This window comes from Nocardioides sp. NPDC006273, assembly GCF_040613495.1.
Classification (GTDB): domain Bacteria; phylum Actinomycetota; class Actinomycetes; order Propionibacteriales; family Nocardioidaceae; genus Nocardioides.
In genome coordinates, this window is the sequence record NZ_JBEXSD010000019.1 from 15159 (window position 1) to 27771 (window position 12613).

Below are 12613 nucleotides of genomic sequence, written 5' to 3' on the forward strand. Positions count from 1 at the left end.
ACGTGACCGGTCAGGTCCGCTCGTCGTCGATGACGTCGTTGATGGTGCAGCCGGAGCTCAGGGTGCTGTTGGCCACGCCGCTGTCGAGATCGAGGAAGACCACGCTCGCGCGGGCGTCGGGCGCCGCACAGGTCATGGTCGTCGCGGGCGCATCGGCAGGGGTCGCGGAAGCGGCTCCGATCGGGCTGCCCAGGCACATGGCGGTGATCCCGAGGACGGCCGACCCGACGGCGAGCCGGGTCCGCGGGCGGCGTGAGGGGAGGAGGTGAGACATCGAGACTCCGAACGTCGGGACGCCGAACGGATTGTGATGGACGTCACGCCGGATGCTAGTGCCGCCGGCCACAGACTTTCAACCACACCTGAACGACTTTCGCGATCAATCCTCGAAAGTTGGTCGAGGTGGCCGCTCGTCAGCCTCCGAGGTGCTCTGAACGCAGACGGGACATGACGATGGCGTCGATGTAGCCTCCGTCGTATCGCAGCGCCTCGCGCTGGACGCCCTCGACGCTGAACCCGGCCTTCTCGTAGGTGTGCTGCGCCCGGGGGTTGAACGCGTAGACGCACAGCTCGATCCGGTTCAGCACCGTGGTGCGGAAGCAGTGGTCGACGATCAGGCGGGTGGCCTCGGTGCCGAGGCCGCGGTTGCGGCCGTCGGGTCCGATGAGGATGCGAAAGTTCGCCGAGCGGTTGCTGGTGTCGACCTCGTTGATGACCACCTCGCCGACGAGCTTCCCGGTGCCCTGGTCGACGATGGCGAGGTCGAGCCGATCCGTCTGGTCGTTGCGGGTCGCGTACCACTCCCGCAGCCGCTCGTCCGGAACCGCGCTCGCTGCCTCGGACTCCTCGGCCTCCGCGTCGCCGTTGACCGAACCGGTCAGCCTCAGCACCTCTGGGTCGGCGAGGACCCGCGCCATCGTGCCGACGTCACCGTCGGCGAACGGTCGCAGGACGACCGCGCTTCCGACGAGCGTGGGCTTCTCGGCGAACCAACCTGCATCTGTGTCACTCACGGCGCTGATCATCCACTGCCGCCACCCCCGCGCGCATCTGGGATTCCCCGCGAGGGTTGGCGGCCTCAACCGGCACCGGAACTGCCCACAACACGCCCCAGCGTCGGCGTGTCGCGGCCATTCACGACGACCTGGTGGCCGCGCCTGGCCGCCAGCAACCAGGCAGCAGCTCAGTAGCCGAGGACATCCTTACGCTTCTCCGCCCACGCCAGCGCGGAGGCGACTGCCTCGTCGAGGGTCGACTCCGCCTTCCACCCGAGGAGCTCTAGTGCTTTGTCGGCATTCGCGAAGGCGCCGACGGCGTCGCCGGGACGCGGCGGGGCCTCGGTGGTGGGGATCGGACGGCCGACGACCCGCTCGACGGCGGCGATCATCTCGCGGACGGTGACACCGTCGCCGGCACCGATGTTGATGTACGTGCTGGTCTCACCCGTCGTCTTCAGGACCGAGTCGAACCTCTCGACCGCGCGTACGTGGGCCTTGGCCAGATCCCAGGCGTGCAGATAATCGCGCACGCCCGTGCCGTCGCGGGTGGGGTGATCGATGCCCGTGATGGTGAACGAGTCGCGCTCCCCGAGCGCGGTCTGGGCGAGGATCGGGACCAGGTGGGTGGCGTCGCGTAGGTGGTAGCCGGACTCCAGGTCAGGGTCGGCGCCGATCGGGTTGAAGTAGCGCAGGATGATCGCGCGCAGGTCGCTGGCAGCGGCCATGTCCTCCAGCGCCTGCTCCATCATCCGCTTGGTTCGAGCGTACGGAGACGTCGGCTCGACCGGGTCGTCCTCGCGCACCTCCAGCTCCGGCTTGAGCGCGTAGAGCGAGGCTGTCGAGGAGAACACCAGACGCGTCTTCCCGAGCGTGGTCAGTTCGTCGAAGAGCTCGAGCGACTTGGCGACGTTGTCGCGGTAGTACTCATACGGCAGCGCGACCGACTCCGGCACCACGATCCGGGCGGCCATGTGGATCGTCGCGCCGAGGTCCGGGTGCTCTTCGACGATTCGCCTCAGCAGTGCACGGTCTGCGACGTCGCCCTCGTAGAAGATCCGCCCCTCGGCGTACCTCCGCGGGCCGACGAGCAATGAGTCCAGGATGACGGGCGTGTGGCCCGCCGTCTCCAGCGCCTTTGCAGTGACCGAGCCGAGGTAGCCGGCGCCGCCGGTGATCAGGATCTTCATGAAGCGGGAGGCTACAGCCGTACGTCAATGGCCCAGATAACCAGGAGCGCCGGCGCTGTCGTTCCGTCTAGCCTGGACGTGTGCTGATCCGACGTGAACGTCCCGAGGACGTAGCCGATATCCGTGCGGTCACCGCCGCAGCCTTCACCGAGGTGGAGCACTCGGCTCCATCGGTCGAGGCCGATGGGGCGCCCGGGGAGGCGACGCTGGTGGGGTGGCTGCGTGAGGACGCCGGCTGGGTCCCGGAGCTGTCGATGGTCGCCGAGATGAACGGGGAGGTGGTCGGTCACGTGGTGTGTACGCGTGGCGAGCTCGCCGGCCGGCCCGCGCTCGGCCTCGGGCCGGTGAGCGTGTCCCCGGCCACGCAGCGGTCCGGGGTCGGCTCGGCCCTGATGCACGCGGTCCTCGGCGCCGCCGACGCGCTGGGCGAGCAGGTCGTCGTGCTCCTCGGCTCCCCCGACTACTACGGCCGTTTCGGCTTCGTACCCGCCGCAGAGCTCGGGATCGAGGCCCCCGACCCCGCGTGGGGCGACTACTTCCAGGCACGGCCGCTGGCGGCGTACGACCCGTCCGTCCGTGGGAGGTTCGCCTACGCGGCGCCCTTCGACCGGCTGTGAACGAGCCTCCGGCCGGCATCGACGACGCCGACGTGCTCGCCGTCGTTCGGGCGCATTGGGATCCGGCCGTCGACCGTGCCGAGCATCTGCCGGTGGGCTTCGGAGCATGGCACTGGCGCGCGAGCGCAGGCGGCGAGCCGCGGCTGTTCGTGACCTACGACCTGCCGATGCCGGGGCGCCACAGCGCGGAGACGCTGGCGAGCACTTACACCGGCGCCGCCGCGCTCCACGAGGCCGGGCTGGAGTTCGTGGTCCCTCCGCTACCGACGTCGAGCGGGCTCTTCACCGTCCCGATCGGTGACGGGCTGCTGTCGGCCACCCCGTGGGTGACCGGCGAGCGACCGGCGGTCGCCGACGGCGTACGACCCCTTCTTCAGCGGCTGCACGCGACCGATCCGCCTGCCGGGATCCGGCGCTGGCGGCCGCTGGTCGGGCCGACGTTCAGCGAGGAGCTGGCCGAACGGATCTCCGTCCGGTGGGATCAGGGGCCTTTCGGCGAGCGGGCACGGGTTGCGATCCGGGAAGCGCTGCCGGCGATCACCGCCTGGACGGCGACCTACCACAGGCTCGCCGACGCCGAGGACCCGACGACCTGGGTGACCACCCACGGCGAGCCCCACGAACGCAACCAGCTCCTCCCCGAGACCGGCATCGTCCTCGTCGACTGGGAGTCGCTGATGCTGGCTCCGGCCGATCGTGACCTCCGCGCGCCCGGCGGCCTCTTCGACCTGGAGTGGCGCCTGGACGAGATCGACCAGTACGCCACCCGGTTCGCGGGACCTCACGGCGACCCCGAGGACGATCGAGAGGCGATCGCGGGTCTCGAGGCCGAGCTCACCCGAGAGTGATCACCGCCACAGCGCGTACGGGTTCAACTGGACCTACGCTGGGAGTAGTCCGTGGACTCCATCAGGGAGCTGCGAGATGACACCAGAAAGGCTCGATGATGAGCACGAACTCCGCTGAGGAGACCGCACCGTACGGTTCCGGCGTCGCAGGCAATGCACCCGCGAAGCCTGTGAAGAAGGTGCGCACGCATCATCTTCGCGAGATGAAGCAGCGTGGCGACAAGATCACGATGCTGACCTCCTACGACATGTACTCCGCCCAGATCTTCGACGAGGCCGGGGTCGACCTGCTGCTCGTCGGCGACTCGGCCTCCAACAACGTCCTCGGCAACGAGACGTCGCTTCCGGTGACCGTGGACGAGCTGCTCCCCCTGACCCGTGCGGTCTCGCGCAGCGTGAAGCGGGCGATGGTCGTCGGCGACCTGCCCTTCGGCTCCTACCAGGCATCGCCGGAGCAGGGCTACCTGACCGCGGTGCGGTTCATGAAGGAGGCCGGCGCGCACTGCGTGAAGCTCGAGGGCGGCGCCGAGATGGCCCCGGTGATCAAGAAGCTGGTCGAGGGCGGCATCCCGGTGATCGCCCACATCGGCTTCACCCCGCAGTCCGAGCACGTGCTCGGCGGTTACCGCGTCCAGGGCCGCGGCGACACCTCCGACCGGATCATCGACGACGCCAAGGCCGTCCAGGAGGCCGGCGCGTTCGCGGTCGTCATGGAGATGGTCCCTGGCGACGTCGCCGCGCAGATCACCAAGGAGCTCGACATCCCCACGATCGGGATCGGCGCCGGCCCCGACTGCGACGGTCAGGTGCTGGTCTGGCAGGACGCCTTCGGGATGCGCAGCGGCAAGATGGCGCGGTTCGTGAAGCAGTACGCCGACGTGAAGTCGGTCCTCTCCGAGGGCGCCGAGGCCTACATCTCCGACGTCAAGGGCTCCACCTTCCCCGCCCCCGAGCACACCTTCTGATCTGCTCCGACAAAGTGGTCAATCTGGGCCGTCCGCCGGCTCAGCGTCGGGCCCAGATTGACCACTTCTCGGATCCTGCTCCCATCGGGAGCCGCGCCACAGGGCGTACCAGGCGTCCAGGCGCATCGGGTCGTAGGGACGTCCGAGCGCCTCGTCGGCCTCTCGCAGGATCATCGCGGCGCGGAAGCGGACGTCCGGCGCGACGTAGCCGTGTCGGACGTAGCCCGCCCCGGCGAGACGGGAGTCGCGGCGGCGGTCGCGCGCGTACTGGCCACGATCCCGGTGGACTGCCCCGTCGTACTCCTGAAGGGTTCTGGTCCCGGTGATCAGCAGATCTGCTCGTGCCACGAACCGTCCGGTGCTGTCGAGCAGCTCGGCCTGAGGCTCCACCGGCACCTCGCACGCCACATGGAGCATGCGCAGCAGCGACTCCCACGGTGACTCCGACCTGCTGTCAGCCAGAGCCAGCGCCGCGCGCAGCCGCGGCCCGCCGCGGCGGCCACGCGCCACCTCCTCCAACTCCTCGCGGGTGCAGCCCCTCTCGTGGAGCACGCCGTCGACGAGGACGACCAGATCCAGCACGCCCAGACGCCGGGCCGCGGCGAGGACGGTCTCGGCGACCGTCGCGATCCGTACGCCGCCGATCCCGTGGCTGTGCGGAGGCAACGGATGCCTGCTGACCTCGACCTGCGGCCTGCGCACCCGCACCCCGAGCGGGACGGAGATCTCGACCGGATGGTCCGGGGCCAACGGCGGCAGCCAGAGGTCGTACGCCGCTGCCGCGGTCAGCCCGGTGGAGACCGTGCCGTCGGGCAACCGCTCGGCCCAGGCCCGCATCCGGGCCCAGACCGGGTCCTCCTCACCGAGATCGCTCGCGAGCCGCACCCCGGCCCCGAGAATCGTCCAGCGGCCGCTCCGCCGTCGTGGCGCCCGTCGCGTCGTCGTCTCCCCCATGCATCCACCCTGTATCGGAGGCTGCACGCTCGCCATCCCATTTGCGGTCACCTGTGGATAACTCGCCGCATCAACTGGTCGATCTGGGCCCGATCGCAGGATTCGCTCGGGCCCAAAGTGACCAGTTTGTCCATGGACAGCTATGCGCGTCGGGCCCTGGCGGCCGCGAGCCCGACCAGGCGAGCGACCACCAGGGCGACGTAGAAGACCCCGGCGACCTGCTCGATCATCACGACCGAGCGGGCGTTGGGGAGCACCGGAACGATGTCGGAGAGGCCCACCGACGTCAGCGTCGTGAACGAGAGATAGAGCAGGTCGAACCACTGGCGGTGCTCACCGAACGAGCCCGGCCAGATCACCTGCACCGCGGCGTAGAGGTAGGCGAAGGCCCAGGCGACCACCGTGAATGCCGCGCCGGTTGCGAAGAGCTCGTCTCGGGTCACCTCGTCGTCGCGGAAGAGGTAGCGGATCATCGCGTAGGAGACGAACAGGTAGAACGGGACGTGGAAGAAGGCCGAGGCCAGCACCACCCAGCCGGTCTCGGGCGCGACCGACTCCCATACTGCGAAGATCATCGCCGGACCACCGAAGATGCAGGCGGCCCAGGAGAATGCCGGGGTGAGGCGTACCGCCGCAACCGCTGTCAGCAGGAGCAGCAGCTGCAGCACGCCCAGCCCGGCGCGCCCGCCGGTGGAGTCGTCGAGGAACGGGTAGGCGAGGACGGCCACGACCTGGCCGAGCAGCAGAACCGCGGAGGGGTGGTCACGCATCGACCTGATCACGTTGGCCATAACCGCACAGGCTATGGGCCGCGCCTGTAGTTTCTAGGCATGCGCGCCGCTGCCGCCCTGGTCCTGGTTCTCGGTCTCGGCTCGACTGCGGCGTGCGGTGGCGATCCCATGCCCGCCGCCACTCCACCACCACTGAATCCGTCGGGTTCGCCGAGCGCATCCGCCGGCGCCTCCTCGTCCGCTCCCCCAGCAGTGATGCCGACCTCCGACCAGGTCCCGCAGCTCGATGTTCAGGTCGTCAACGACGAGCTCGAACACCCCTGGGACGTCGCCGACATCGGCGCCGGACGGTTCCTGGTCACCGAGCGCGACCGGGCGGTCCTCTCGCTGATCGAGGACGGAGTGCGGCGCGAGATCCCGCTCGAGGACAGCGACATCTGGGTCTCCGGCGAGACCGGACTGATGGGCCTCGAGATCGACCCCGACTTCGAGGAGAACCGGCGCATCTACACCTGCCAGGGGTGGAACGACGGCAAGGACGTACGCGTCATCTCCTGGACCCTCGACGCCGAGCTGACTCGGGCAACCCAGGAGCAGACACTCATCGACGGCTTCCCCACCTCGTCCGGGAGACATGGTGGCTGCCGGCTTCTGATCAGCGCCGACGGGGCGCTCTGGGTCGGCACCGGCGACGCGGCGGACGAGAAGAACCCGCGCAGCCTCGACTCGCTGGGTGGGAAGACGCTCCGGCTCGACCCGGAGACCGGCGAGCCGTGGCCGGGCAACCCGTGGGCGGGCGACGAGGGCCCGCGGCGCTACGTCACCTCGTTCGGCCACCGCAACGTGCAGGGCCTGGCAGAGCGAGCAGACGGCACGATCTGGTCGATGGAGCACGGCCCGGACCGCGACGACGAGGTCAACGAGATCGCCCTCGGCGGCGACTACGGCTGGAACCCCGGCGCCGGCTACGACGAGTCGGTGCCGATGACCGACCAGGACCTGCCCGGCGAGCAGGTCGAGGCGGCCTGGGAATCCGGCAACCCGACCATCGCCACCGGCGGCGGCACCTTCATCCCGGTCCAGGACCGGTGGGGTGCCTTCGGCGGGGCGCTCGCGGTCGCCGTGCTCAAGGACCAAGAGCTGCGGATCCTCGCCTTCGACGAGTCCGGAAAGCTCACCGACGACCGGTCGCCCGAGGTCATGAAGGACCACGGGCGACTGCGTACGGTCTCGTTGACGGCCGAGGGAGACCTCCTCGTCACCACCGACAACGGCGGCGGCGAGGACGCCCTGCTCCGCGTCACACCGCGCTGAGGATCAGCTCGGTCGGCTCACTCGGACTCGGTGCCGGCGTCGCCCTCCCAGGCCTTGTCTTCCTTGTCCCAGCGCTCGTTGTTCTCCTGCACCTTGTCGAGCGCCATGGAGGCCTCGGCGTGGGAGGCGTAGGGGCCGAGACGGTCCTTGGCCTTGCAGCCGGCGTACGGCTCGACGGTCTTGTGCTTGAGGCAGTAGTAGTACTCGCCTGCGTGCTCGTCGCTCATGCCGCCAACTTACCGTTCTCGGAGATGCTCGGGTGGGCAACTCCGTCGAGGTGACGGATGTGAGCGATCAGAGCGTGCTCTCCGCGGAGAGCGCGTTGATCACCTTCGCCATGGCCACGTCGCGGCTGGTGACGCCGCCGGCGTCGTGGCTGGTGAGCCGGATCTCGACGTAGGGGTAGCGCAGGTCGATGTCGGGATGGTGGTTGGCCTCCTCGGCCTTCGCCCCGATCGCGTTGACCAGCGCGAGACCGGTGACGAAGTCGCCGGTCTCCACGCGGGCGACGATGCTGTCGGCCTCGCCGCTCGTCTCGTACGTCCAGCCTTCGAGCTGCTCCTGGGCGACCTGCTCGGCGGTGAGGGTCGTGGTGTCAGGTTCCATGCCCCCACCCTGCCACCGCCGAGGTCGCCGCGTCATCCGGGCCACTCCTGAGGTCACTCCTGGCGCTGCGCGAGCCGGTTGCGTACGCGGTAGACGGCTGCGTGATGGTCGTAGTCGTCGCTCATCACGGCGGCCAGGCGCAGCGGCCCGAGCGCGTCCTCGAGACGGTCCTGGCGCTCGAGGACGCGACCCAGCGAGTGCTGGCTCCAGGCGTCGCTCGGGTCGCGCTCGACGAGCCAGCGAAGCTCGGCCTCGGCCTTGGCGAGCTGCGCCCGGAGCATGTAGGCCCACGCTCGCATGCTCCGCAGCCCGATGTTGTCCGGGTCGTCTGCCAGCGCCGGCTCCAGAACCTCGAGCGCCTCCACCGGGAAGCGTCGCGAGAGCAGGTCGTGGGCCGTCCGGTAGGCGGCCTCGTGCGCGGCCTGACCGGGGAAGACAACTGCAGGGGCTACGTACTCGAACTCTTCGTTCTCTGTCATCACACCCTCCGAACGTGATACCCCTGCATGGTATTCCATCCGTGCCGACAACGGGAGCACGCAGATCTCCCCCGGCTCCAGATGCGCCTATCGAGCCCGCCGCGCACTAGACTTTTGATCGCGGACGGGCTGGCCGGGCGATCGCGTCGTCTCCACTGTTCACTCAGTGAAGACATCGAGGAAAGTCCGGGCTCCACAGGACAGGGTGGTGGCTAACGGCCACCCGGGGTGACCCGCGGGACAGTGCCACAGAGAACAGACCGCCGCTACCCTCCAGGTAGCGGTAAGGGTGAAACGGTGGGGTAAGAGCCCACCAGTCCTCGTGGTGACACGAGGAGCTAGGTAAACCCCACCCGGAGCAAGACCAGACAGCGTACGACGGTGTTAGTTCACCGAGAGGGCGGTCCGCCCGAGTGCGCGGGTAGGTTGCTAGAGGCCATCGGCAACGATGGTCCGAGATGGATGGTCGCCGACTACAGAACCCGGCTTACAGGCCAGCCCGTTCGCACTCACCGGCTTGACCAGGCGCTTTACTTTTCGAGGTGCTCTACTGTCCGGTTACTGTCCGGTCTAGAGGTAAAGCAGGGTTTGAACCGGGCACCGATTTGAGCACCGGCCCGGCGCCGAGTGCCGCCTGAAGGACAGACCTGACGGTCTCGTCCTCGTCGCCGATCAGGTGCCCGTAGGTGTCCCAGGTCTCGGCGGCGTTCTTGTGCCCGAGGAGGGCTTGGAGCGCCTTGATCGAGCTGCCGGCGCGGATGTGCATCGAGGCGAAGTAGTGCCGCAGGTCGTGCGGCGTCGCGTCGGTCTTGACCTTCTTGGCCGCCATGTTCCAGGCCATCCACAGGGTGCTCTTGCCGATCGGGTTGCCCGACGAGTTGGTGAAGATCAGACCGCTCTTGCAGAACGAGTGGGATCTCCGCGACCGAACCGACCGGACCCGGGCGTACGAAATCCTGATCCGCCGGTGCCTTCCGCAGCAGATGATCCGCTGGCTCGACGGCGCCCTCCTCATCGACATTTGGGACGATCTCAACCTGCCGGCACCCATTCGCTCCGCTTGGAGGCCGGCCATCAAGGACGCGACCCAACCGCACTCGATGAGATCAACGCGAGCACCTTCCTGCGCCCGCGCGATCCGTTCAGCACCGCGAACGTGCGCATCCGCGGCTACTGTTCGTTGCCGAAGGAACCTCCACCACCGTCGCATCTGACCCATCCACGCGATCCCGTCAACGGTCGACCTTGGGGATAGGTGGGTTGTTCGGTATAGATGAACACGGCCTTCGCGCCAAGGTGCTTGAAAAGTATCTTTCTGAGGGATACTTTTCAAGTATGAAGGCCAGTCAAGCGGCGCTGGTAGTGGCTGAGGTGACGTCTTCCCAATGGGGGATGATCACCGCAGCCCAGGCCAGGATGCACGGAGTGACCCGACTCGACCTGTCCCGGCTCGCGTCTGCCGGCCATCTCGTACGTCTCGCGCATGGCGTCTACAGGCACGCAGGCGTTCCGAGCGACGACTTCGAGGATCTCCGTGCCGCCTGGCTGAGCACCGCCCCGGGACGGCTCGCTGCCGAGCGTCTCAGCGATGGCCCAGCAGGGGTAGTCGTCTCCGGCCCGTCGGCTGCTCATCTCCACGCGCTGGGGGATCTGCCCGCCGACCGACACGAGTTCACGACCAGTCAACGCAAGCAGACCCAGCGGCCTGACCTGCGGTACCACCAGCGTTCCCTCTCCGATCGGGACGTCACGATCAGGGCCGGACTGCCCGTCACCACCGTCGAGCGGACCATCACCGATCTCGTCGAGGCCCGCACCGACCTCAGCCTCGTCGCTGACGTCCTGGGTGACGCCGCGAGCACGACCACGATCGACATCAACGTCCTCAGCGACCTGCTCGCGCCGCTGGCTGTCAGCAACGGCCTTCGCCGCGGTGACGGGGCGGGTCTGTGTCGACGCCTCCTCGAGAGCGCCGGCCTGGATCCCGATTCCCTCACGCAGCGGATCGCGAGATCAGCCACGTACGCCGCCCTGGCCGAGGCGGCAAGGAAGGTCGAGAACATTGGCTGATCTCAAGCCATACTCCTCAGCCAACGGCGTCGAGGCCGCGATCAAGGACGCCGCCCGCGCCGCTGCCGCGGCCGACCCGTCACTCACCATCAACGAGCGCATCCGGATGGAGTACTTCCGCCGGTTCCTCAGCAGGGTGTTCTCGGAGGGGCAGGACTCGGAGTGGATCCTCAAAGGCGGCACCGGGATGCTCGCCCGGGTCCCGTCGACCCGCTCGACCCTTGACATCGACCTCTACCGCGAAGGCTTCACGCTCGACCAGGCACTCGCCGACCTGCGGCGACTCGCCGAGGTGGACCTGGGCGACCACTTCCGGTTCGTCTACACCGGCCACCAGCAATCCATCGGCGGGGAGGAGCAGCCCTACACCGACGGCTACCGCGTCCGCTTCGAGGTCTACATCGGCGCCCAGCGGAAGTCCCAGATCAACATCGACCTCGCCATCGGCGTCGGCGTCACCGCACCAGTCACCACGACGGCGCCAGCCAGCGGCCTGAGCCTCCCTCGGCTGCCCAGCTCTCCCTACCGTCTCTACCCCGTCGTCGACCAGGTCGCCGACAAGGTCTGCGCCACCATCGCGACCTACAACGGACGTCCCTCCAGTAGGGAGAAGGACCTCGTCGACCTCGTCGTGCTCGCCACCACCCAGGAAGTGTCCGGAGCCGCGCTGCACACCGCCATCGCCCACGAGACCCGTCTGCGGCAGATGGCGCCGATCGCTCACTTCACGGTGCCGACCACCTGGGGCACCGCGTACGCCAAGATGGCCAAGTCCGTGCCGTACTGCTCCGCCTACCGGAGGGTCCAGGAGGCTCGTGACCTCGTTGCCTCCTTCATCGACCCAGTGCTCGACGGCGCTGCGGCTGGCGCCATCTGGTATCCGGGAACCCGGGCGTGGCAGCGCGGCGACATTCTCTGACCTGCGATGCCTGACTGATTTCGTAGACAGATACGCCTTGCTGTCGACGTTTCCAACCGGGCTACTACGCCTTCCGTACTCAGTCGAGCCGAGGATTCCTGACCTCCGGATGGGCAACTGGCGCGACCAAGCGTTCCAAGGGCATCCCGTCCAACGCCAGTTACGCGGTCGTCGGCGACTCCTACGCTGCAGGAAACGGCATGTATCGGGACCCGTATGCCTACGACGACTTGAAGTGCGTCCGCGCCTCTGACAGTTGGTCCTCGCATGTGGCCTCGTATTACAGCCCCTACCGCAGGATCGTTGCCTGCTCTGGGGCCGCGATCGCCGACGTCGACAACATCCAGGCAGGCCTCGCGGAGGATCATTTCTCGTCCGCAAGTCCCAACGCGGCCAAGATGATGACCGTCAGCATCGGTGGCAATGATGTGGGATTCGCCGCTTGGCTCGGGCGCTGCGTCACATCAAATTGCAATACCCCAGAGAATGAGGCGGACTTCACCTCCACAGTGAACCTGACTGAACAACGCCTCGCGGCGTTGTACTCGCGACTCGCAGACCGGTTCCCGTACACCGACGTCATCGCTATGGGGTATCCCTCGCCTGTTGGCGACTCGCCGGGAGGGTTTTGTGGCGTCGCCATCGACCAGGGGGAGGCCAACTTCATCTGGCGAGGAGTCATACACCTCAACGGCGCCATTGACCGGGCTGCTACCCAGAGTGGCGCTTGGACGGGTCTGGGCGTGCGCATCGAGAATGAGTTCCGCACTCATGGCGGTTGCGACGACAATCCTTGGATCCATGCAGTCAGCACTCCCAAGGAGAATTCCTTTCACCAGAATCCGGCCGGACACCTTCGCTACGGGATGATCATCAATGACTACCTCATCGACCGCACGAGCTAGGCCTCGCATCTTCGCCCTGC

General features: G+C 67.9%; 16 protein-coding genes and 1 other RNA gene. 8 read left to right on the plus strand and 9 right to left on the minus strand.

Features of this window, described 5'->3' with window-relative positions; all coding sequences use genetic code 11:
• Positions 1 to 10: 10 nt before the first annotated feature.
• The 3 genes from ABZZ22_RS10665 to galE form a co-directional block, all read right to left on the minus strand.
• A complete protein-coding gene (locus tag ABZZ22_RS10665) occupies positions 11 to 274 on the minus strand; it encodes a hypothetical protein (protein WP_354930447.1) in 264 nt (87 codons plus the stop codon).
• A gap of 139 nt (positions 275 to 413) precedes the next feature.
• Complete coding sequence (locus ABZZ22_RS10670; RefSeq protein ID WP_354930450.1) at positions 414 to 1013, minus strand: GNAT family protein; 600 nt, start codon at positions 1011 to 1013, stop codon at positions 414 to 416.
• A gap of 170 nt (positions 1014 to 1183) precedes the next feature.
• The gene (gene galE, locus ABZZ22_RS10675) at positions 1184 to 2185 is read right to left on the minus strand and encodes a UDP-glucose 4-epimerase GalE (RefSeq protein ID WP_354930453.1); all 1002 of its coding nucleotides are present in this window, start codon (positions 2183 to 2185) and stop codon (positions 1184 to 1186) included.
• A gap of 80 nt (positions 2186 to 2265) precedes the next feature.
• On the opposite strand from galE, the gene ABZZ22_RS10680 reads away from it, so the two are divergent.
• From ABZZ22_RS10680 to panB, 3 genes are all read left to right on the plus strand, one after another.
• Positions 2266 to 2802 (plus strand): N-acetyltransferase, encoded by a 537-nt coding sequence (locus ABZZ22_RS10680; protein WP_354930456.1) that lies wholly within the window; start codon positions 2266 to 2268, stop codon positions 2800 to 2802.
• A complete protein-coding gene (locus tag ABZZ22_RS10685; protein WP_354930459.1) occupies positions 2799 to 3650 on the plus strand; it encodes a hypothetical protein in 852 nt (283 codons plus the stop codon). The genes ABZZ22_RS10680 and ABZZ22_RS10685 overlap by 4 nt, the downstream gene beginning before the upstream one ends.
• A 95-nt stretch (positions 3651 to 3745) precedes the next feature.
• On the plus strand, positions 3746 to 4615 hold the full coding sequence (panB, locus tag ABZZ22_RS10690) for a 3-methyl-2-oxobutanoate hydroxymethyltransferase (protein ID WP_354930461.1): 870 nt from the start codon (positions 3746 to 3748) through the stop codon (positions 4613 to 4615).
• 18 nt (positions 4616 to 4633) lie between these two features.
• Here the strand turns inward: panB and ABZZ22_RS10695 are convergent, their stop codons facing one another.
• A complete protein-coding gene (locus tag ABZZ22_RS10695) occupies positions 4634 to 5569 on the minus strand; it encodes a hypothetical protein (protein ID WP_354930464.1) in 936 nt (311 codons plus the stop codon).
• 140 nt (positions 5570 to 5709) lie between these two features.
• Entirely contained in the window at positions 5710 to 6360 is a 651-nt protein-coding gene (locus tag ABZZ22_RS10700; RefSeq protein WP_354930467.1) for a potassium channel family protein, read from the minus strand.
• 39 nt (positions 6361 to 6399) lie between these two features.
• On the opposite strand from ABZZ22_RS10700, the gene ABZZ22_RS10705 reads away from it, so the two are divergent.
• Positions 6400 to 7614, plus strand: coding sequence for a PQQ-dependent sugar dehydrogenase (locus ABZZ22_RS10705; protein WP_354930470.1), 1215 nt, complete (start codon positions 6400 to 6402; stop codon positions 7612 to 7614).
• Between the two features lie 17 nt (positions 7615 to 7631).
• Here ABZZ22_RS10705 and ABZZ22_RS10710 read toward each other — a convergent pair whose 3' ends face one another.
• From ABZZ22_RS10710 to ABZZ22_RS10720, 3 genes are all read right to left on the minus strand, one after another.
• A complete protein-coding gene (locus ABZZ22_RS10710) occupies positions 7632 to 7841 on the minus strand; it encodes a hypothetical protein (protein ID WP_354930473.1) in 210 nt (69 codons plus the stop codon).
• Between the two features lie 67 nt (positions 7842 to 7908).
• Positions 7909 to 8220, minus strand: a complete 312-nt coding sequence (locus ABZZ22_RS10715; RefSeq protein ID WP_354930476.1) for a 4a-hydroxytetrahydrobiopterin dehydratase — start codon at positions 8218 to 8220, stop codon at positions 7909 to 7911.
• A gap of 53 nt (positions 8221 to 8273) precedes the next feature.
• Positions 8274 to 8699, minus strand: coding sequence for a tetratricopeptide repeat protein (locus tag ABZZ22_RS10720; RefSeq protein WP_354930479.1), 426 nt, complete (start codon positions 8697 to 8699; stop codon positions 8274 to 8276).
• Between the two features lie 125 nt (positions 8700 to 8824).
• On the opposite strand from ABZZ22_RS10720, the gene rnpB reads away from it, so the two are divergent.
• An RNA gene (gene rnpB, locus ABZZ22_RS10725) (RNase P RNA component class A) lies at positions 8825 to 9205 on the plus strand.
• A 41-nt stretch (positions 9206 to 9246) separates the two neighbouring features.
• Here the strand turns inward: rnpB and ABZZ22_RS10730 are convergent.
• A complete protein-coding gene (locus tag ABZZ22_RS10730) occupies positions 9247 to 9720 on the minus strand; it encodes a tyrosine-type recombinase/integrase (RefSeq protein WP_354930482.1) in 474 nt (157 codons plus the stop codon).
• A gap of 314 nt (positions 9721 to 10034) precedes the next feature.
• On the opposite strand from ABZZ22_RS10730, the gene ABZZ22_RS10735 reads away from it, so the two are divergent.
• The 3 genes from ABZZ22_RS10735 (at position 10035) to ABZZ22_RS10745 (ending at position 12593) form a co-directional block, all read left to right on the plus strand.
• Positions 10035 to 10769, plus strand: a complete 735-nt coding sequence (locus ABZZ22_RS10735) for a type IV toxin-antitoxin system AbiEi family antitoxin domain-containing protein (protein ID WP_354930485.1) — start codon at positions 10035 to 10037, stop codon at positions 10767 to 10769.
• Positions 10762 to 11688: a nucleotidyl transferase AbiEii/AbiGii toxin family protein gene (locus ABZZ22_RS10740; RefSeq protein ID WP_354930488.1), complete on the plus strand. Its 927-nt coding sequence runs from the start codon at positions 10762 to 10764 to the stop codon at positions 11686 to 11688. The genes ABZZ22_RS10735 and ABZZ22_RS10740 overlap by 8 nt, the downstream gene beginning before the upstream one ends.
• A 143-nt stretch (positions 11689 to 11831) precedes the next feature.
• Positions 11832 to 12593, plus strand: a complete 762-nt coding sequence (locus ABZZ22_RS10745; RefSeq protein WP_354930622.1) for a GDSL-type esterase/lipase family protein — start codon at positions 11832 to 11834, stop codon at positions 12591 to 12593.
• Positions 12594 to 12613 lie beyond the last annotated feature (20 nt).

What these genes read in the sequence shown, in the direction of transcription:
- ABZZ22_RS10665 (WP_354930447.1), bottom strand. Translation starts at nt 274, where the DNA reads ATGTCTCACCTCCTCCCCTCACGCCGCCCGCGGACCCGGCTCGCCGTC.
- galE (WP_354930453.1), bottom strand. Translation starts at nt 2,185, where the DNA reads ATGAAGATCCTGATCACCGGCGGCGCCGGCTACCTCGGCTCGGTCACT.
- panB (WP_354930461.1), top strand. Translation starts at nt 3,746, where the DNA reads ATGATGAGCACGAACTCCGCTGAGGAGACCGCACCGTACGGTTCCGGC.
- ABZZ22_RS10695 (WP_354930464.1), bottom strand. Translation starts at nt 5,569, where the DNA reads ATGGGGGAGACGACGACGCGACGGGCGCCACGACGGCGGAGCGGCCGC.
- ABZZ22_RS10700 (WP_354930467.1), bottom strand. Translation starts at nt 6,360, where the DNA reads ATGGCCAACGTGATCAGGTCGATGCGTGACCACCCCTCCGCGGTTCTG.
- ABZZ22_RS10705 (WP_354930470.1), top strand. Translation starts at nt 6,400, where the DNA reads ATGCGCGCCGCTGCCGCCCTGGTCCTGGTTCTCGGTCTCGGCTCGACT.
- ABZZ22_RS10710 (WP_354930473.1), bottom strand. Translation starts at nt 7,841, where the DNA reads ATGAGCGACGAGCACGCAGGCGAGTACTACTACTGCCTCAAGCACAAG.
- ABZZ22_RS10715 (WP_354930476.1), bottom strand. Translation starts at nt 8,220, where the DNA reads ATGGAACCTGACACCACGACCCTCACCGCCGAGCAGGTCGCCCAGGAG.
- ABZZ22_RS10720 (WP_354930479.1), bottom strand. Translation starts at nt 8,699, where the DNA reads ATGACAGAGAACGAAGAGTTCGAGTACGTAGCCCCTGCAGTTGTCTTC.
- ABZZ22_RS10730 (WP_354930482.1), bottom strand. Translation starts at nt 9,720, where the DNA reads ATGTCGATGAGGAGGGCGCCGTCGAGCCAGCGGATCATCTGCTGCGGA.
- ABZZ22_RS10735 (WP_354930485.1), top strand. Translation starts at nt 10,035, where the DNA reads ATGAAGGCCAGTCAAGCGGCGCTGGTAGTGGCTGAGGTGACGTCTTCC.